20 protein-coding genes and 1 pseudogene are annotated in these 20,183 nt (G+C 39.1%); 18 read left to right on the forward strand and 3 right to left on the reverse strand.

Going from position 1 to position 20,183, the window contains the following annotated elements; all coding sequences use genetic code 11:
• From ACJMLZ_RS03110 to ACJMLZ_RS03120, 3 genes are all read left to right on the forward strand, one after another.
• Positions 1–285: hypothetical protein (locus ACJMLZ_RS03110; protein WP_405303909.1), on the forward strand; the 285-nt coding region annotated here is incomplete at its 5' end.
• Positions 286–391: 106 nt separating this feature from the next.
• Positions 392–706, forward strand: coding sequence for a hypothetical protein (locus ACJMLZ_RS03115; RefSeq protein WP_405303910.1), 315 nt, complete (start codon positions 392–394; stop codon positions 704–706).
• Positions 703–993: a hypothetical protein gene (locus tag ACJMLZ_RS03120; RefSeq protein WP_405303911.1), complete on the forward strand. Its 291-nt coding sequence runs from the start codon at positions 703–705 to the stop codon at positions 991–993. The genes ACJMLZ_RS03115 and ACJMLZ_RS03120 overlap by 4 nt, the downstream gene beginning before the upstream one ends.
• A gap of 28 nt (positions 994–1,021) precedes the next feature.
• Here ACJMLZ_RS03120 and ACJMLZ_RS03125 read toward each other — a convergent pair whose 3' ends face one another.
• Both ACJMLZ_RS03125 and ACJMLZ_RS03130 read right to left on the reverse strand, forming a co-directional pair.
• Complete coding sequence (locus ACJMLZ_RS03125; protein ID WP_405303912.1) at positions 1,022–1,348, reverse strand: hypothetical protein; 327 nt, start codon at positions 1,346–1,348, stop codon at positions 1,022–1,024.
• A 37-nt stretch (positions 1,349–1,385) separates the two neighbouring features.
• The gene (locus ACJMLZ_RS03130; RefSeq protein ID WP_405303913.1) at positions 1,386–2,477 is read right to left on the reverse strand and encodes a cation diffusion facilitator family transporter; all 1,092 of its coding nucleotides are present in this window, start codon (positions 2,475–2,477) and stop codon (positions 1,386–1,388) included.
• A 112-nt stretch (positions 2,478–2,589) separates the two neighbouring features.
• On the opposite strand from ACJMLZ_RS03130, the gene ACJMLZ_RS03135 reads away from it, so the two are divergent.
• The 15 genes from ACJMLZ_RS03135 to ACJMLZ_RS03205 all read left to right on the forward strand — a co-directional run bounded on the left by ACJMLZ_RS03135 (position 2,590) and on the right by ACJMLZ_RS03205 (position 19,724).
• Complete coding sequence (locus ACJMLZ_RS03135) at positions 2,590–3,129, forward strand: glutathione peroxidase (RefSeq protein WP_405303914.1); 540 nt, start codon at positions 2,590–2,592, stop codon at positions 3,127–3,129.
• Positions 3,130–3,232: 103 nt separating this feature from the next.
• A complete protein-coding gene (locus tag ACJMLZ_RS03140) occupies positions 3,233–5,005 on the forward strand; it encodes a CDP-glycerol glycerophosphotransferase family protein (RefSeq protein WP_405303915.1) in 1,773 nt (590 codons plus the stop codon).
• Between the two features lie 119 nt (positions 5,006–5,124).
• Positions 5,125–8,613, forward strand: coding sequence for a CDP-glycerol glycerophosphotransferase family protein (locus ACJMLZ_RS03145; protein ID WP_405303916.1), 3,489 nt, complete (start codon positions 5,125–5,127; stop codon positions 8,611–8,613).
• Between the two features lie 72 nt (positions 8,614–8,685).
• Positions 8,686–9,651: an NAD(P)H-dependent glycerol-3-phosphate dehydrogenase gene (locus ACJMLZ_RS03150; protein WP_405303917.1), complete on the forward strand. Its 966-nt coding sequence runs from the start codon at positions 8,686–8,688 to the stop codon at positions 9,649–9,651.
• Between the two features lie 6 nt (positions 9,652–9,657).
• Positions 9,658–10,425, forward strand: a complete 768-nt coding sequence (locus tag ACJMLZ_RS03155) for a sugar phosphate nucleotidyltransferase (protein ID WP_405303918.1) — start codon at positions 9,658–9,660, stop codon at positions 10,423–10,425.
• Positions 10,426–10,441: 16 nt separating this feature from the next.
• Complete coding sequence (locus tag ACJMLZ_RS03160) at positions 10,442–10,867, forward strand: universal stress protein (protein WP_405303919.1); 426 nt, start codon at positions 10,442–10,444, stop codon at positions 10,865–10,867.
• Positions 10,868–10,884: 17 nt separating this feature from the next.
• Positions 10,885–11,271: a hypothetical protein gene (locus ACJMLZ_RS03165; protein ID WP_405303920.1), complete on the forward strand. Its 387-nt coding sequence runs from the start codon at positions 10,885–10,887 to the stop codon at positions 11,269–11,271.
• Between the two features lie 19 nt (positions 11,272–11,290).
• A complete protein-coding gene (locus ACJMLZ_RS03170; protein ID WP_405303921.1) occupies positions 11,291–12,613 on the forward strand; it encodes a UDP-glucose dehydrogenase family protein in 1,323 nt (440 codons plus the stop codon).
• Between the two features lie 9 nt (positions 12,614–12,622).
• Entirely contained in the window at positions 12,623–13,552 is a 930-nt protein-coding gene (locus tag ACJMLZ_RS03175) for a glycosyltransferase family 2 protein (RefSeq protein ID WP_405303922.1), read from the forward strand.
• A 175-nt stretch (positions 13,553–13,727) separates the two neighbouring features.
• Entirely contained in the window at positions 13,728–14,558 is an 831-nt protein-coding gene (locus ACJMLZ_RS03180) for an amino acid ABC transporter substrate-binding protein (protein WP_405303923.1), read from the forward strand.
• 28 nt (positions 14,559–14,586) lie between these two features.
• The gene (locus ACJMLZ_RS03185) at positions 14,587–15,237 is read left to right on the forward strand and encodes an amino acid ABC transporter permease (protein WP_405303924.1); all 651 of its coding nucleotides are present in this window, start codon (positions 14,587–14,589) and stop codon (positions 15,235–15,237) included.
• An 11-nt stretch (positions 15,238–15,248) separates the two neighbouring features.
• Complete coding sequence (locus tag ACJMLZ_RS03190; protein WP_405303925.1) at positions 15,249–15,932, forward strand: amino acid ABC transporter ATP-binding protein; 684 nt, start codon at positions 15,249–15,251, stop codon at positions 15,930–15,932.
• Between the two features lie 116 nt (positions 15,933–16,048).
• A complete protein-coding gene (locus ACJMLZ_RS03195) occupies positions 16,049–16,681 on the forward strand; it encodes a zinc ribbon domain-containing protein (protein ID WP_405303926.1) in 633 nt (210 codons plus the stop codon).
• A 91-nt stretch (positions 16,682–16,772) separates the two neighbouring features.
• Positions 16,773–18,713, forward strand: coding sequence for a glycosyltransferase (locus ACJMLZ_RS03200; protein WP_405303927.1), 1,941 nt, complete (start codon positions 16,773–16,775; stop codon positions 18,711–18,713).
• 18 nt (positions 18,714–18,731) lie between these two features.
• The gene (locus tag ACJMLZ_RS03205) at positions 18,732–19,724 is read left to right on the forward strand and encodes a glycosyltransferase family 2 protein (RefSeq protein ID WP_405303928.1); all 993 of its coding nucleotides are present in this window, start codon (positions 18,732–18,734) and stop codon (positions 19,722–19,724) included.
• Here ACJMLZ_RS03205 and ACJMLZ_RS03210 read toward each other — a convergent pair.
• Positions 19,673–20,183 (reverse strand): annotated as a pseudogene (locus tag ACJMLZ_RS03210) (hypothetical protein); the annotation flags it as partial. The gene ACJMLZ_RS03205 and the pseudogene ACJMLZ_RS03210 overlap by 52 nt on opposite strands.

Below are 20,183 nucleotides of genomic sequence, written 5' to 3' on the forward strand. Positions count from 1 at the left end.
GACGGCATGGATGAGGAATATGTCGAGATGGCAAAAACAATAGGCAATACATTTTCAATACATATCAAGAATATGCTTGAAGGCTTTCTTGACTGGGACGTTAGAAGCGAAATAAAGGAGCTCTTTTTAAGCCAGACCACAGAGCGTCCGACCTACGAGCAGCTCAAGTTTGAAAACTCAAGCAAACTGACCGACGAAGGTTTCATAAAGGCAATATGGCTGATTTTAGGTGACATTGAAAACGCCGATGAGAAAAAAGTAAGGGATCTTGAATCGGAATTCTGATTTTCTTATTTTCAATTGAAATAAATTTAATCGTTAGGCAAAATCTATTTTATTTTGAGATTTTTAATGAAAAAGTATTTGTGGAATAATCAAATTATATTAAATCATGAACTATAAAGATAAGTTTCTAGAGATGGAAAAGGAATTTGCCAAACACTCATCAAGAGAGCCTGTTGAAGACATCGCCGAGTTAAAGCTAACCTTCATTTTCAAGTTCCAGATTTTTGAGCCATGCAGATACATATCAGAGGACGACGAATGGATCACATTTCTGATATTGCCGCCTGACGACTCGCTTGAAAGCCAGATAATGTCTTTGAGAAAGGAAGAAATAGTAAGCTTCGGCATCTTAAACGAACACAACATTGCCGAGATGAGCAATGTCGTCAGTGAAGTGGAACCTGAGAGCCTGTATCAATGAAGGAAATAACCATCAATCCGGATTTTGACGTTGAAAGTCTCTCAGATGCCATCAACTCAATAATGTCTCGCTGGTCAGTCCAGCTTCTAGACATCAACGGCCCTGACTGGGCCATATATGACTACGAAATGGATTTGAAATATCTAATCCATTTTGATGTCGATTTCAACGACCTTGAAACAAGAATAAAACTGGAAGACTTGAAGCTGAACATAATACACCACATAGAATCCCTAAGGGATGAAACCGCCTGCAGGGACAATCTGATAAGTGCAGTATTTTTATAAAAAAAAGAAAAAAAGCCAAGAATTAAAATCATTTAATTCTTGTGTTATAATATCTTACGCCATCGCTGTCATAAGTATACCATCTGTTTACTTCCTCATCGAATTTCTCGCCGATAACGGTTACGTATGAGTCGGTTTGAGGATTGTATACCTTATAGGTGTTGTTTTTGTTTTGGGTTGTGTTGTTGATTGTATTGACTGTGTCGTTTACAACCTTTGTAGTGTTGTTTGTTATGTTAGTCAGAGTGTCTGTTACGTTTTTGTAATCGCTGTTCTGACCGCTGAAAACAAAGATTCCAACAACTGCAGCGACTAAAATGACAATAGCAATTAAAATAATATTTTTAATTTCCATCATTTTCACCTGATTAATAATATGTTCCTTTTAGTATTTAATCACTGACATCAAAGTCATCAATTATTATATAGTTGAAGTCCGGATATTTCGCCTTTATTTTGGATGAAATCTCCTCTTTAACCTTTTCCCTGTCGGCATCAAAGTCGACGATCACATCAAAGGTAATGAGGTTCTGCTCTTCAAATACGATAAAACCGTGAATCTCAAGAACCTCTTCATATTCGGATGCAATCCTTTCAAGCTCATCCCTGATTTCTGCGTATTTGTCGTTTCTTGCATATATTCCAACGGTCAGGATGATTGAAAACTCCGAATAGATCTTTTGAGCTATCATTCTTGTTAAATTGTGGATTTCAAGTGCAGTTAAAGTGTCATCCACCTCGACGTGAACGGAACCCTGCATGCTTTCAGGTCCGTAGTTGTGAAGTGTCAGGTCATATGCTCCGTAGACTCCCGGAAGCTCACAGATTGATTGCTTAATCTTTCTGGACAAATCCGAATCGACCCTTGCGCCGATCATGCTGTCGACGGTTTCCCTGAGCATGTCGATACTCGCCTTTATGATTACTATTGAAATGATTACCCCCAATATTCCCTCAAGTGATATGTGCCAGAATATTGAAATGATAGCGGCAACCAGTGTTGAAAGGGAAAGTATTGCATCAAAGAATGCGTCGCTTCCGGATGCAACAAGGGCCTGTGAATTGATTTCTTCACCCACATTTTTCACGTATTTTCCCAGAACGAACTTGACAACTACCGCCACAGCAACGATTATGAGTGAAACGGTGGTGTATGAGGTCACATCGGGATTGAATATCTTTGGCCATGATTCCATAAGCGCGGTGATTCCCGCCCATAAAACTATTGCGGCAATTATCACTGATGAGAAATATTCGATTCTTCCGTATCCGTAAGGATGATCCTTGTCCGGCGCCTTTCCGGCAAGCTTTGTTCCTATGATTGTGATTATTGAGGACAATGCGTCTGTAAGGTTGTTTACTGCATCCAAGGTGATTGCAATGGAATTTACCAGTATTCCGATTGTCGCCTTGAATACAACAAGTATGATGTTTACGATAATTCCGATAATGCTTGTCCTGACGATTTTTTCTTGACGTGTCATATGTTTAGATTTATTGGATGTTGTAAATAAGTTTGTACATTTTTTGATATAATTAAAAACATTTTTATACTCATAATCTTATAGTAACTTTAACAGATTAGGAGGCATAATCATGTCAATTTATGATTTTGAAGTGAAGGACGGCGATGGAAACATGGTCAGTCTAGGCCAATACAGGGACAAGGTTTTGTTAATTGTAAACTCAGCAACAAAATGCGGATTCACACCGCAGTACACAGAACTGAATGAAATCTATGCGCAGTTTAATGAAAGGGGTTTTGAAATCCTTGATTTCCCGTGCAACCAGTTCGGCTCACAGGCTCCAGGAACCACAGAAGAGATTACCAACGTCTGCCGCACAAAATGGTTAGTTCCATACACAATTTTTGACAAAATCGATGTCAATGGCGAAAACGCAGACCCTTTATATGAATATCTTAAAAAGGAGCAGCCTTTCCGTGAGATAACAGGAAAAGGCGCAACAAAATTGAAGCTTGTCCTGAAGGCTGTCGACAGAAACTACAAGGACAATAACGACATCAAGTGGAACTTCACAAAGTTCCTGGTTGACCGCCAGGGCAATGTTGTTCAGCGCTTCGAACCGACTGAAGACTTGGCTGACGTCAAAAAGGCAATTGAAGCATTATTATAATTTCATGACATTTCTGTCATACTCTTTTTTTTAGAATTTTTTATAAAAATTAATAAGCACCAATCCGAAATATATTATTGTAAGTATAATACCTGTGGTTGCTATGAGTTTCAGACAAAAAATTCGAAATCTAAAGGATTGCCGTGACAACACATCAATCTATGATGCATATTATAACGCACCGATTGATGAGAGATTGGTATATTTCGAATCCAGAAACGGCCGTGACTTTACAGGAAACATCTTCAGACTTGTTGAGGAGCTTTCAACCGGAGACTACGGCGATTACAGGATATATGTGTATGCAACCGAAAAGGTACTGGCGAAGGTTCTTGAGTTTAAAAGAAACTACAATCTTAAAATCGACCGGGTCATGACTTCCCCGAAGGATGCAGCCGTCGCCCTTGAAAAGGCAAAGTATATATTCACGGATTCCGGAATCCAGCGCAAATACGTCAAAAGGCCGGAACAGGTATTTGTGAATACCTGGCACGGAACCCCACTGAAGAACATGGGCCGCGACAACGTATCGGAAATTCCGGTTATAGGATATATCCAGCACTCAATGCTTTCAGCCGATTATCTGCTTTATCCAAACGACTACATGTGCGAGAAGATGATGAAAGCCTTCATGATTGAAAAAATCTATCCAGGAAAGATTCTTCTTGAAGGATATCCGAGAAATTCAATATTCTTTGATAAGACCCACTCAATTGAATTGAAAAAAGCTCTGGGCCTTGAGGATAAGGAGATATTCATCTACATGCCGACTTTCAGGGGAATTCTCTCAAACAGGGATGACAAAAAGCAAAGAGATGACGTTGAAACATACCTTTCAGATATTGACATGAAGCTTAATGATAATCAGATGCTCTATGTCAAGCTGCATGCATATAACGAATCCCAGATTGATTTTTCAAAGTTCACCCATATAATGCCATTTCCTAAAGGCTATGAGATATATGAAATCGTAAATATGGGAGATGTTCTGATAACGGATTATTCAAGCGTATTTTTCGATTTTGCAAACACTTCCAGAAAAATTGTCATCTTCAATTATGATGAGGCCGATTACCTTTCATACAGGGGAGTGTACTTTCCTCTTGAGGATTTGCCGTTTCCGAAAGTCCAGGATGTCGATGGACTCATAAGGGAGCTTAATTCGCCTAAGGACTATGATGACAGCAAGTTCATTCAAAAGTTCTGCACATATGACAATCCGGATGCTGCTAAAAACATATGCAGGCTGGTTTTTAGGGGTGAAAATGTCTCAAAGCAGTGTGAAGTAAGCAATGATAATCCCAACATTCTCATCTATGCAGGAGACCTGCAGGATGGAGACGTTACCGACCAGTTGATTGGCCTTCTTGAAAATGCAGACAGGAAAAGAAATAACTTCTTTATAACATTCAAACCAGGGGATGTCAATATCAAGGAAAACTACAAAAGGATAGTGGACAGATTCCCGGATGGTGTTGAGTTCCTGCCGTTCAGGTCAGACCTGATACCTACAGTCAAGGAAAAGATGGACTACAACAGGTATCTCCATGAAAACGGAAAGGTTGAATTTCCCCGTCCACTGAACTGTCTTTTCAAAAGATCATTTAAAAAGCAGTATGGAATGGTTGATTTTTGTTTTGTGCTTGATTTTTATGGGCTTGATGCAAACGTGGCACTGACATTTGCAAAATCAGGTGTTGACAGCATTTTATGGCTTCACAAAAACAATGTAAATAACACAAAATTAGGGGAGAATATATTGAAGGACATTTACAGTTCATTTGACCTGATTGTTGTTGACTCAACTGACATTGCCGAAAAGGTTTTGAAAATCACCCAAAACAGTGCAAAAGTTGAAGTTTTCAGATTTGACTAGAATTATTCTTTTTTTCAATTGATTAAAATAAAAATTGCTTTTTTTATCAAAATTAAATAAAATTTTTATATTAAAATAAACATAGTCTTATTATATTAGTCATGTTTAGGAGCATATAAATGAAGACAAGAGTAAGCGTAATCATTCCGGTTTATAACGTTCACGAATTTCTGGAGGAATGTATAGATTCTGTACTGGCCCAGACAATAAACGATATGGAGCTGTCTGACGGCTATGAAAGGAATCTCCAAATCATTTTAGTCGATGACGGGTCAACAGACAGCAGCCCGGAAATAGCTAAAAGATACGCCGAGGATTATGAAAACGTCGAGTATGTCCATGAGGAAAACCAGGGATTGGGACATGCAAGAAACTACGGATGCAAATTTGCCGTTGGAGACTACATCATTTTTCTTGACTCAGATGACATTGTTCCGCCAAACGCTTACGAATGGATGTATACGGCGGCAGTAAAAAACGACAGCGACATGACCATAGGAAACGTATGGCGCTTCAAATCCGAAGGGGCGCTCATGTCAAACATCCACCAGGTTGCATTCAATGGAACAAAGGACGTGACTCACATAACACAATCTCCTGAACTTTTCTATGACACCACCGCCTGGAACAAGCTAATCAGGCGCAGCTTCTGGGACGAGCACGGCTTCACTTTCCCCGAAGGGATACTCTATGAGGACATTCCGGTTACAATGCCTATGCATTTTCTTGCAAACAACGTTTCGCTTGTCCATGAAAACTGCTATCTCTGGAGAATCAGAGAAGGAATCTCCAAATCAATCACACAAACCACTTCAGAGACAAAAAACCTTGCAGACAGGCTTTTTGTAATGAGGCAAGTGGACAGGTTTTATGACGAGAACGTAAATGATGCAAAGCTTCATCACGTGAAGAACATGAAATGGCTTAAAAATGACCTTCTGATATTCGTCAACAAGCTGAGAAGCGTGAATGAAAAGGATTCCCGCGAGCTGATGAAGGGAATGCAGGATTACATCAGCGAAAGCATCAATCCTGATGACTTCGAATACCTCAATGAATTCGACAAGCTAAAATATGAATATCTCATGAAGGATGACTTTAAAAGTCTGGTTGACCTTCTCAACTTCCAGCATGAGAAGCTGAAGGTGACAAAGGTGTATAAGAAGAATTCCCATGTGATGTTCGACGCCGATGAAAAGCTCTTTAAAAGGTCACCTTTCTATATCGACCAGTTCGTAAGGGAGTCAAACAACTTCAAGTATATCCAGAGCGCTGATTTCTGTGATGACCGCATTGAAGTTAGAGGATTTTGCGTGATTCCGGGCCTTGACATCAGGAATTTCTCAGACAGGTTGTATTCATTTTATCTTGTAAACAGCAAAAGCAGAAAGAGAATCCCATTAAAACATGAGGATGTCGAGACAGGAGATCTGACATCATATGACATACGTTTCGGAAGAAGGTTTTCATATAACGCATCAGGATACAAGGTGATAATTCCTTATTCTGAGATTTCAAAAAGCCCAGACTTTGAAGGTGAAAACAGGATAATGGTGTCATTTACACAGGAGGACATCAACTATAATTTCTTTGCAGGTTCCGCACGCTTTGATATACGTCAAAAGACTGAAATGCAGGCAAATATCTACAATGATTCCTATTTCCGCTTCAAGTACACTCCAAAAAATGAAATAATCATCGAAGTTCTGCCTGTTGAAAACAGATATGATGACATAAGCATTGAGGAAAGTGACATTTGCATCAGCTCACAAAACGGCAGTGATGATCTTTTTGTATATTATGAGGCCGATTCCATAAACGGAGAGGTCAAAATCCCATTCGATTATGATGAAAAGGGTGAATGCTATAAGATGGACATCTCAAAGCTGAAGAGTCTCAACGGAAAAATCATCAACTCTGCTGATGAGCCAGTATTGTACAAATCAAAAGAGGCACTGTCATTCCATTCACCTGAAGGCCAGTGCATCCTTGATGCAACCAAAGACTATTATATCAACGTTGCAAAATATGAAAACACTACAGAGATTTGCGAAATCAAAAGGAAAGGCTCAGTTTTCGAATTCATCGCTAAGCTTTATCCGTCAAAAGACTTGGGAAAACCAAATTCAGCATCGCTTTACTTTAAAAACAACATCAATCAAAGTTATTATCTCATATCCGAAGGTAAATTCGATGGCGACAACATCAAATTCAGGATGGATTTGTCACGTAAGGCCATCACAGGAGACCTCAATGAAGGCGTCCACGACCTGTATGTGAAATATGAATTTGATGAGGAAACGCTCTACACTTCACTGCATCTTCTCGATGACTTTGAGGAAATCTATTCCCAAAGGTTCTATGACTACCGTGTAAGCTCCGAGCAGTTCGGCAGGTTCCAGGTCCAGGTCTTCAAGAAATGGGCGATATATGAAAACACTCCGGGAAAAAGGCTCAAGCACTCAAAGATATCATATAAAGCATTCATGAAGCTTCCTATCATAAAAAAGAGGATTGTATTCGAATCTATGTGGGGCGACAAGTACAGCTGCAATCCCAGATATCTCTATGAATATATAGACAGCAATCATCCCGACTGGCAGTGCATATGGTCACTTACCGACGAGCATACTCCAATCAACGGAAACGGCATTCGGGTTAGAAGGTTTTCCCTTAAATACTTCTATTACCTGGCAACATCAAAGTACTTTGTAAACAATGTCAATTTCTATGATCACTACATCAAAAGGCCGGGTCAGGTTGAAATACAGACAATGCACGGAACACCTCTCAAGACTCTGGGCCTTGACGTTACGGCGGATTTTCCAACAAAGAAATCCGAGGATGACTTCATCAAAAAGTGCAGCCGATGGGATTATCTCACAGTTCAAAGCGATTTCGTTTCAAACCTTACCAAAAGCTGCTTCAAGTTCAAAAAGGAATTTCTGAAATTCGGATATCCGAGAACTGATGTGCTGTACACAAAAAACAACCCTGAAGACATCAAAAAACTAAAGGAAAAGATGGGACTTCCAGAAGACAAGAAGGTTATTCTTTATGCCCCTACATGGCGTCTGAGGGACAAGTTTGAGCTGAAGCTTGACTTGGACTCATTCAAAAAGGCGCTTTCGGATGAATATGTCCTTGTATTGAGGCTGCACCATCTTTCAGCCGAAGGCTGGAAGCAGCCGCCTAAGGATGACTTCATATATGACCTTACCGATTACGATTCAATAGAGGAGATGTATCTGGTTTCAGACATACTGATTACAGACTATTCCTCAGTGATGTTTGACTATTCAATCCTTGACAGGCCGATATTTCTGTATACATATGACATGGAGGAGTACAGGGACAAGCTCAGGGGAATATATTTCGACATAGAGGAGCTATCTCCAGGACCGATATTATACACATCAAAAGAGCTGGAGGATGCCATCCTCAACATAGATAAGACTGAAAGCGAAACAAAGGATTTAAGAAAGAGATTCAGAGACGAGTTTGTTCCGTTCGAATGCGAAAATTCAAGCGAAAGGATATTCGACCGTGTGATGAAAGGCGAGAAGGAGAGCATAATCGGCAAAATATTAGGCAGAATATTGCCTTGACATGCCGTTTTCAATAATATTAATAATGGTAAATTTCATATATAATAATATTAGAATACTTTGGTGAAAATTATGAAGGTAGGCGTTATTGGAGCCGGAAGCTTTGGAACCGCACTGGCTCAAACAATAGCTCAAAATGTTGATGAGGTTTATTTGCTTTTAAGAAGAAAGAATCTTGCGGATACTATTAACTCCACAGGATTCAACTCAGAATACTATCCGAATACCAGATTGCTTGACAATATTGTCGCAACAGCTGACATGATGGACATGAAAGAATGCAAAGTGATATTCCTCTCCCTTCCCTCATCAGCTTTCAGGCAAACACTGAAGGACTTGAAGGCAATCATCGCTCCCGACACAATTCTGGTTACAACAGCAAAGGGAATAGAATATCCTTCCCTCAAGACCATGGGAAAGATTGTCGAGGAGTACTTTGACGACGGTTATGTTGCGCTTTCAGGCCCTAACTTCGCTTCAGAAATAGTATTGAACCTTCCGACAGTCTCAAACATAGCATCCAAAAACAAAAGCAATGCGCAAATCGTGAAGGATGTCCTGTCCACCAAACAGTTCAAGGTGAAAATCATTGATGACGTTGCAGGCCTTGAGATTTGCGGAATTATAAAAAACATCAATGCAATAGCTAACGGAATATGCGAAGGGATGAACGTGAATGAAAATGCAAGGTACAGCGTGCTGACCAAAGGGTTCAACGATACCATAAAAATCATTGAAAGCGTCGGCGGTGATGCGTCAACTGCAGGTGAATACTGCGGATTTGGAGATCTTGTTTTGACTTCAACATCCTTTGAAAGCAGAAACCATACCCTGGGAATGCTCTACGGCCAGAGACTGATTGTCGATGAAAAGGCAAGTGGCGTCGTTTTTGAAGGAAAGAATTCGATTATGGCAATCAAGGACATATGCGATAACCACAATATAGACAGCGTGATAGTGAATTTCGTTTATGATGTAATAGTAAACCATACGCTTCCGAAGATTGCCTTTAGAGATTTATGGGAGAATATTGAATAGGTGTAAATGATGATCGGTGTTATATTGGCTGCAGGAATGGGAACAAGACTGATGCCCCTGACCAAAGAAATTCCAAAGGCCCTGCTTGAAATTAATGAAATGACATTGCTTGAAAGAATGATTAGAAACTGCATTGAAGCGGACATATCCAAATTCATTGTAGTTGTAGGCTATAACAGGGATAAGGTAACAGATTTATGCCCCGTTCTGGCTGAAAGATACGGTGTTGAAATAAAGACTCTCACAAACGAGAAGTATGAGGTGACCAACACATCCGTTTCGACTTATATAGCATCACAAATGATTGAAGAAAATCCCGAAGACTTTGTATTGGTCAACGGAGACAATGTTGTTGACCCTGAAATAATAAAAAGGATTGCGGGATGCAGGCACACAGGAATGATTATCGATAATTACAAAAAATTGAATGAAGAATCATTTAAGATTATAATAGAAAATGAACAGTCCAATGAGGACAAATCCATTTCAACAGGTCAGATTGCCTCAATTGGAAAACAACTTGACATTGATTCATCAAGCGGTGAATTTATAGGAGTTTCCAAAGTCATAAGTGACGACATTTCAGATTTCAATGAAATACTCTCACAACTGATTGACGAGAACCCTCAAAATTACTATGATTTTGCCTATAAGGACTTAAGCAGAATCAGGACAATTGACTATGTAATGACAAATGGACTGAAATGGACTGAAATTGATGACCATACAGATTGGGAAAATGCGCAAAAGCTAGTAGACGAATTAGAAAATTAGAATACGGAGACAAAAGATGTACAAAAAGATTTTACTTCCAACCGACGGATCAGGATATGCAGAAGAAGAGGCCGAAAGGGCAACCAAATTGCTTGCAGACGGTGGTGAAATAATAGTTTTATCAGTTGCGGGCAAATTGACCTCATCAGCATTCCAATCAAGATCCAACGTTAAGAAAGTTAACAAGGGATTGTACGAGGAAGCTGAAGAAAACGTTAAGCATATGATAGGGCAATTCGATGACAGCGTCAATGTCAGGGGAATGGTTGTTGTAGGCTTTCCGGCAGAAACAATTATTGACATTGCCGAAAAGGAAAAGGCAGATCTGATTGTCATATCAGCTTCAGGAAAAAGCGGACTTCACAGATTCATTATCGGAAGCGTGGCCGAAAAGGTTCTAAAGACTTCCGAAATTGATGTTCTGCTGGTGCCTAACAAATAGTTAAAAGGAGTGTATCGATGGATTCAGGAAAGATTAAAATAGCGGTCGCAGTAGTCATAGTGCTGGCGATTGGAGCGTTCATATTCGTTCAGGCAAATTCACACAACACCAAGATTGACGTGACAAGCAACTCCACCCTAATGAACGGTGATTACCTGACACTGGTCTTAAAGGATGAGTTCCGTAATGTCTACCCTGGAGAGGTGATTAACGTCAAGATATTAGATGATTCAGGATGGGCAAGCTACTACAACGGAACCACTGACGAAACAGGTACCGTCAGAATACTGTTGGAGGGAATGGAAAACGGAAACTACACAGTTCATTCCACTTTCAATGGAACAATGTTTTTACATCAGTCAAAATCAGTTACCAACCTGGAAATGAATGATGGTATGAATTAAATCTTATTGGTGAATTATTATGAATATTACAGTTATTGGAACAGGTTATGTCGGTCTTGTAACCGGAGCATGTTTTTCAAAAATGGGAAATAAAGTTTATTGCGTTGATATAGATGAGCAAAAGATTGAAAACCTTAAAAATGGAATATTGCCTATTTTTGAACCGCACCTTGGTACAATCGTCATAAATTCCCAAGAGAAAGGGGACCTGATATTTACAACCCAAATCAAGGAAGCACTTGACAATACGGACATAGTTTTCATTGCTGTTGGAACACCTATGTCAGAGGACGGCAGCGCAAATCTTGACTATATATTCTCTGCTGCAACAGACATTGCAAACAACATTACCCATGACTCATTGGTAGTCATCAAATCCACAGTGCCGATCGGAACAGGCTTCAAGGTCAAAAGGCACATTGAAGAAATATTGGATGAAAACAAATCCAACGTGAAAATTGAAATTGCTTCAAATCCGGAATTTTTAAAGGAAGGCCGTGCAATTGAAGACTGCATGCATCCGGACCGTGTCGTTATCGGCGCCGAAACCGAAGAGGTCTTCGAAACACTCAAGGATTTATACTCATCTTTTGTACTCAACCATGACAGGTTCATCCTGATGGATGTCAAATCATCCGAAATGACAAAATACGTTGCAAATGCGATGCTTGCAACCAAAATCTCATTCATGAATGAGATTGCAAACATCTGTGAGGTTACAGGTGCCGACGTCCAGAAGGTCAGATTGGGTATCGGTTCGGACAGAAGAATCGGTTATGACTTCATCTATGCGGGATGCGGATACGGAGGAAGCTGTTTTCCAAAGGATGTGCAGGCATTAATCAACACATCCCAGTCCCACGGATATGAACCTGAAATACTGGCCCATGTCGAAATAGTTAACAAAAGGCAGAAGCTTGTACTGGTCAAGAAAATCACAGACAGATTCGGCGAGGATCTCACAGGCATGACATTTGGCGTATGGGGCCTTGCTTTCAAGCCCGGAACCGATGATGTGCGTGAAGCGACTTCACTTGTCGTCATATCCGAGCTTATTAAGAGGGGTGCCAAAATCAAGACCTACGATTCACAGGCAACTGAGGAATTCAAAAGGGCAATTGATGATGAATGTCTTGATTCAATCGAATTTATGGACAACAGGTATGATGCAATAGATGGCTGTGATGCACTGATTCTCATTACCGAATGGAAGGAATTCAGATATCCTGACTTCAAGGAACTGTCCGAAAGAATGAATCAGAGGATTATCTTTGACGGAAGAAACATATATGACAAGAAAATTAAAAATCAAGGATTTGAATTATATCAAATAGGATGTTAATGTGATTTGATGAAAACTGCCGTTCTAATTCCATGTTACAATGAATCCGCAACAATTGAAAAAGTGGTCAGCGATTTCAGGCGCATAATGCCTCATGCTGATATATATGTATACGACAATAATTCAACAGACAGAAGCGATGAGATAGCCAGAAACGCCGGTGCCGTCGTCAGATATGAATATCAGCAGGGAAAGGGCAATGTGGTCAGGTCAATGTTTCGAGAAATTGATGCAGACTGCTATATTCTTGTTGACGCAGACGATACATATCCGGCCGAGGCGGCAGCTGAATTTGAAAAGCTTGTTTTGGATGGAAAAGCGGACATGGTCATTGGAGACAGGCTTTCATCCACATATTTTGAGGAGAACAACCGACGGTTCCACAATACCGGAAACAGAATGGTATGCAGATTCATAAACCTGTTTTTTAAAAGCAACCTGAACGACATCATGACCGGAATGAGGGCTTTCAGTTATGACTTTGTAAAGTCATTTCCTATTTCATCAAGGGAGTTTGAAATAGAAACTGAAATGACAGTTTTTGCCCTTATAAACAACTTTAAAATTAAGGAGATACCAGTTGATTATCGTGACCGTATTGAAGGAAGCGAATCAAAGCTTAACACATACAAAGACGGCTATAAGGTCATCATGATGATCATTGCCCTTATCCGTGATGAAAGACCACTGCTCTTTTTCACATCCATTGCGCTGGTTCTTCTTATAATTGCGGGGATATACTTCTTCCCTATACTTTCAAACTTTTTGCGCACAGGATACGTTTTGAAAATACCTTCATTGATTGTGATTTCAACTGTTGTAATTGTAGCGGCCATAATCTTTTTTACAGGCGTTGTGCTGCATGTTCTAAAAAGGCAGCATGCCGACAATCTGGAACGCCACCTTATTATGCTCAATGAATTGAATAAAAAGGAATAGATTATCGAAGAAGAGATAATCCGCCAATTCATCATGAAAAAATTTCTGATAAAAATAACATCATCTTTTTTTGGTTCAATTTTTGAATATAAATACATAAATATATTGAAAAATATATTATACTACAGTAGATTTTATCTACAAAAAATATAGTTATAACTATTTGGTGTTTTTTATGAATAAAAAGATAGGAATAATTTTAGCTTTAGTTATAGTATCCTTAGTGATGCTAGGAACTGCAAGCGCAGGTTTTTTTGACTTTTTAGGTGGGGGAGACTCAAATCAAACTGCAAATGATAATGAAACATTAGTTGTAGGATTCGATGCTGAATTCCCTCCATACGGATATAAGGACGACAATGGAAGCTATACTGGTTTCGATTTAGACTTGGCAAAAGAAGTTTGTGAAAGAAACAACTGGACCTTTAAAGCACAACCTATCGACTGGGATGCAAAAGATGCAGAATTGGATTCAGGATCCATTGACTGTATCTGGAACGGATTCACAATCGACGGTAGGGAAAACGACTACACCTGGTCCAACGCATACTTTGACAACAAACAAATCATTGTTGTTAAAGCAGACTCAGGAATCAATTCCTTAGCAGATTTAGAAAACAAAACAGTTGAAACACAAAAAGATTCATCTGCTTTAGCTGCTCTTCAAGGTGACAACAAAACTATCGCTGATACTTTTGCAACCTTAACTGAAGTGGCTGACTATAACACTGCATTTATGGACTTAGAATCCGGCGCATGTGACGCAGTAGCTATGGATATCGGTGTTGCTGAATACGACATCAAAAACAAAAACAACTCCGATGACTTCAAAATATTGGATGACTACATAACTACTGAAAAATACGGTATCGGATTCAAAAAAGGAAATGACGCTTTAAAAGACCAAGTACAAGCAACTTTAGACGAAATGTTTAAAGACGGTACTGTAGCTCAAATTGCAGAAAAATACGGTATCTCACAAGATGCCCTAATTTTACCAAGTTAGATTAGTTTAGAGAAGGGAGAATTATCATATGATATTGAGTACAGTAATTGAACAATTACTCAGCGGTATGGTTACCTCTATTGAGATATTTTTACTTACTCTCTTATTCTCTCTTCCCCTTGGACTAGCTGTTGCTGGGGGAAGGATGAGTAAGTTCGCACCGCTTAGGTGGCTAATGAAACTTTATATCTCAATCATGAGAGGGACACCGTTAATGCTGCAGCTGATTGTGGTGTTCTTTGCACCTTACTATGTATTTGGCATTAGTCTTTCTGCAGATTATAGGTTTATTTCTGTTATCATTGCATTTACCATCAATTATGCGGCTTATTTTGCTGAAATTTATAGAGGAGGAATCGAATCTATCAACAGCGGACAATATGAAGCTGCACAGGTATTGGGATACAGCAGACTTGAAACTTTTTTCATAATAATAATGCCTCAAGTATTTAAGGTAATTCTTCCGTCTGTAACTAATGAAGTAATTACACTTGTAAAGGATACTTCTCTTTCATTTGTTATTGCAATTCCTGAGATGTTTACAGTGGCCAAACAGATTGCCGCTGCAGATGCATCCATTGCGGCATTGCTGGTTGCCGGTTTATTCTATTATTTATTCAACGTAATCGTTGCATTTGTGATGGAACATTTAGAAAACAGACTTGATTATTACGAATAGGAGGAATATTGATGAGTTTGCTTGAAATTAAAAATCTTAAAAAAAGCTTCGGCGATAATGTGGTCTTGAAGGATATTTCTCTTAATGTTGATAGAGGTGAAGTTCTGGCCATTATAGGTCCGTCCGGATCAGGTAAATCCACATTGCTTCGATGCATAACAGGCCTGGAAGAGGAAGACAGCGGTGTAATTGATTTTGAGGGAACATTCGGTTTGGTTTTCCAGAATTTCAATCTGTTCCCGCATCACTCAGTGATGAAAAACATTACCAATGCCCCTATAAGAGTTCAAAAAAGAAAAAAGGATGAAGTGTTCAGCCACGCCCGTGAACTTTTAAAGAAGATGGGTCTTGAAGACAAGGAAGACGCTTACCCTTGCGAACTGTCCGGAGGTCAGCAGCAAAGGGTTTCAATTGCAAGGGCTTTGGCAATGAATCCGGATATCCTGTTTTTTGATGAACCAACCTCAGCGCTTGATCCTGAACTGACAGGAGAAATTTTGACTGTCATTAAAGAGCTTGCAGCCGAGAATATGACAATGGTAATCGTCACTCACGAAATGGCCTTTGCCCGTAACGTTGCAGATACAATAATATTCATGGACGACGGATTTATTGTAGAGGAAGGCTCACCTGATGAGGTCTTTTCATCAGACAATCAAAGGATGAAGGAATTCCTCGGAAAATTTTACGACTAGATATTCTACAAATATCTAACTCTTTTTTTGTTTTTTTACGTTCATATGAATAACTTTATTTAATATTGTTAACAAAGTATTACCAACGAACAATTGTTCCAAGGGTGTAAATTTATATGATATGTCCTAATTGTAACAGCGAGAATAATGAGGGCGCTAAATTCTGCAAAAAATGCGGTACACCATTAAATAATAAAACAATGGACCACGGAACTCTCATTAATTCTATGGAAAAAGAAAAATCTGATAATACAACCAAAATTATTATCATAGCTTTAGTTATTGTTGCTATTGTGTTGGCAGGGGCTTTCATTTACCTTCAGGGATTCGGAAGCGACCACTCAAAAGCTTCAAGTGATGCCGTGAATCTGACAACCCAACAGACACAATCAGCTCCGGCAACCGCCACTCCGCAATCTTCAGTCAACGGATTGAAAATATTGAGCGGAAGTTTCTCGACAGGCAGCGCAGAATCTGACAAGACATACGCTTCCATTTATGTCGGAAAACAATACGCAGGCCAAAGCGTTATCGTTCAGATTTGGTACAGCAGAGACGGATCAACCCTGAACAACGGTAATATGGTTCCCGTCACCGTTCACTCAGACGGTTACATCCAGGTATCAAGTGCCGACGCATATCATTACTATCCTGATAAGGCGGAAGTAAAAGTATATGATAGTAATTCACAATTATTGGATTCAAAAACTGTATATTTAAGTCCAACAAGCGGTACTCAAACATTCTAATTGAGTACTATTATTCTTTTTTTTAAAATAATTGCTTTTATATATCATTATTTATAAAATTCTAATTGAATCAGTTTTATTGGTGTTAAGCATGTCAAGGCCAAAAATTTCAGTTATTGTTCCGGTATATAACGTTGAGGATTACATCACAGAAGCGTTGGAATCCCTTTTAGCTCAGTCAATGATTGATGATATTGAAGTTATCATTGTTGATGACGGCTCAACGGACGAGTCCAGATACATCACTGAAAGGTATGCGCTTGATTATGACAACTTTCATGTATATCACAAGGAAAACGAAGGTCAGGGAATTGCCAGAAACTTCGGTCTGAACCTGGCAAAGGGAGAATATATTCACTTTTTTGATTCGGATGATTACTTGCCTTCCAATGCATATGAAACGCTATACGGCCTTGCCTTAAAAAACACTAGCGACATTGCAGTGGGAAACGCCCTGAGATTTGCATTGTATAATGTCTGGCAGGACAATCTATTCAAAAATAGCTTTAATGATATTGCTGAAGTGATAGATTCCATAACATTAAGAGAAATGCCGTCCCTTTTGTGGGATACGGTAACATGGAACAAGCTGTATAGAAAGGACTTCCTGACAGAAAACAATATAGAATTTCCAAAAATGAAGATTTCATATCAGGACATTCCATTCTCATTTGAAGCATATTTTTTAGCCGAATCAATTTCCATAACTCCTGAAGTCTGCTATTACTGGAGGTTGAGAAGCGACAACACTTCAGTAACACAGCAGGACAAAAACATCCGGAACTTCCGCGACAGGCTGTACATATTGGAACATGTCAACGGATTGATGGACAAGTATGATGTATCCGGAAACTTGAGAGACGGACAGTATATCAAATGGATGAATCATGACCTTAAGTTTTTCCTGAAGAGATTTGACAAGTTTCCTGAAAACTTGCACAGGGATCTTTTCGATGAAGTCTGCAAACTTGTGGACGTCATACCTGACGAGCTGATTGAAAGGCTGAACTCATATAAGAAAGTTGTATTCAAGATGATAAAGAATCGCGATTACGATAACTTTTTAAAGTTCGCTCCATTGGAAAACGACCTTTATGAAGACCCTGTAATTCCAGAATTTATTGATGATGAATATAAGGGCTATTTTGATTTCAAAAAAGCAATGAAAGAAGAGGAACTGCTTTGTGATTTGGCCGATGCGCACTTTGATGATGAAAATCTCCTGTTGGATATGGAGGCGAATCTCAATTATCTGTCAAATGAGGATACCTTTAAGATGAGTGCTGCTATGATTGATTCTAAAAACGAATATCCTCTTGACATCATTTATTCAGATAATGCCTGTATTATCATTCCGCTTTGTCTAATTGAAGATAAGAACCATCTGCAGGTGGAAGTCAGATATGAATTTGGCGACTTTGAAAAAACAGCAACTCTAAAAAACAGACACAGGCAATCGTTTGAATTTGACGGGTGTTTCGTTGACCTGAATGCGGGAATGCATTCCTATTTATTCATAGATGTCAGGCAAAAAAACGGCAACTGTGCGAATATTTCAGACATCTCATTTGACGGAAGCAAGTTCACTTTAAAGGGAAAATCCAAAAACAGGATTGATAATGTATACATTGAAAACATAATGACGTTTGAAAAGGTCTTTTATCCTTTAAATTATGTGGATTCAACAACATTCCACTTTGAAATTCCATATCAACACATTCTTGACAGTCCGGTCAAGAAATGGGAAATCAATTGTGAGAAATCTCCGAATTCCATTAGAATTTCTGACAAATTCGAATTTTTCACAAATCATAACAGGACAAGATTTTTAGACACCAGAAACAAGATTCTGATTGAAAACGATCCCATAAATGTTAGTGATGAGATGGGTCACCTGAGCAGATTATACAACAGGCTTGTTCAAGAAAATCACAGCCTGAAAAAGGAAAACAGATATCTCAACAACAAGGTCTCTGAATTCCAGTCACGCAAGGCCATAAGGATTGCAGATAAACTTAAATTTAACAAATAAACCTGAAAGAAGAATCATATGACAAAAATCTCAATAATATTGCCGGTTTTCAATGGCGAGAAATATATCAAAAAGGCCATAGATTCAGTTTTGGCCCAGAGCCTCACGGATTTTGAACTGATAATTATAAATGACGGATCAACAGACTGTACCCCAAACATTGTCAACGGGTACTCGGATGAAAGGATTATCCTCATTAACCAGGAAAATCACGGTCCGGGAAACGCCAGAAACCAGGGCCTTGAAATTGCCAAAGGAGAATATGTCATGTTTTTGGACAGCGACGACTGGTTCAAGTGCGATGCATTTGAAATAGCCTACAACAATGCCGTGAAAAATGATACGGACATATCCATCTTTCAGATAATAAAGTATGATGACGGTGAATACTCTCAAAACGACTGGTTCAATCTGAACAATTTCTCAAAGGACTTTGAAGATAGGGTTTTCAATCCACATGAATGCAGGGATTTCCTATTTGACATTTCCGTAAGCGCATGCCAGAAGATATTCAGGCGTGAATTCATATCAAAAATCGATGCGAAATTTCCGGAAGGCATATACTTTGAGGACATGCCGTTCTTCTTTTACACATTCCTGAGTTCAAAAAGAATATCTATCATCAAAAGGCATCTGTATGTGAGAAGAAAGCATGAGGGCTCAATCACCGAGGCCATAGACAGCAAGTTTCTCGACACCGTGGAGGCCGGCCAAATATTAATGGACATTTTCATAAAAAATGATTGGTATGATATGTATAAGTTCGACCTGCTTGCCTTTAAAATCAATGGTCCTCGATATGCTTTAATGGGCATTGAAGAAAAATATAAAGAAAAACTTTACTCACTAATTAAAAAGGACTACGATTCAATTAAAACAACTCAATATTATGATGACTATCTGGAAAATCTGGGTCCCGTAAAAAGAAAGTTCTTTTTAGATATTATAGAATCAAAAAGTTATGAAGAGTTCAAAACCCTGAACCAGACAAATTCTTCTCCTGCAAAGTAGCTGACCATAATGCATGCTATTGAAATTATGACATATATTGCGGTCACTTCAAGCGGCGTATTTATCAAAAATATCCATAACATCACAAGCTCCAGGAGATAAAAGACTATTTTTTTCTCCGCAACATGCGTATAGCTGAGCACTCCCAAAAGGACTGGTGCTGCAATGATTGCAAGAATATAAAGTATTGACATTTCAAGGCTTACAAGGCCCTCTATCGGCATGCTGAAAAGATACATATACAGATACATCTCAAGGACTGTAAGGAAAAATCCCTGAACCGCCCCGCATATTGCCTGGGCCAGCGTATGCTTTTCTAATGTGACCCTTGACCAGATTACGATTGGATATAAAATACCGAATGCGGCACCGATTGGACCTAACAGCAATATCAGGGCACCTATAGGTCCGCTTACTCCTGTAGTGTGGACGCTTATTTTCCATCTGGTTGTAATCAGC

It is taken from the genome of Methanobrevibacter sp. (genome assembly GCF_045126245.1).
Classification (GTDB): domain Archaea; phylum Methanobacteriota; class Methanobacteria; order Methanobacteriales; family Methanobacteriaceae; genus Methanocatella.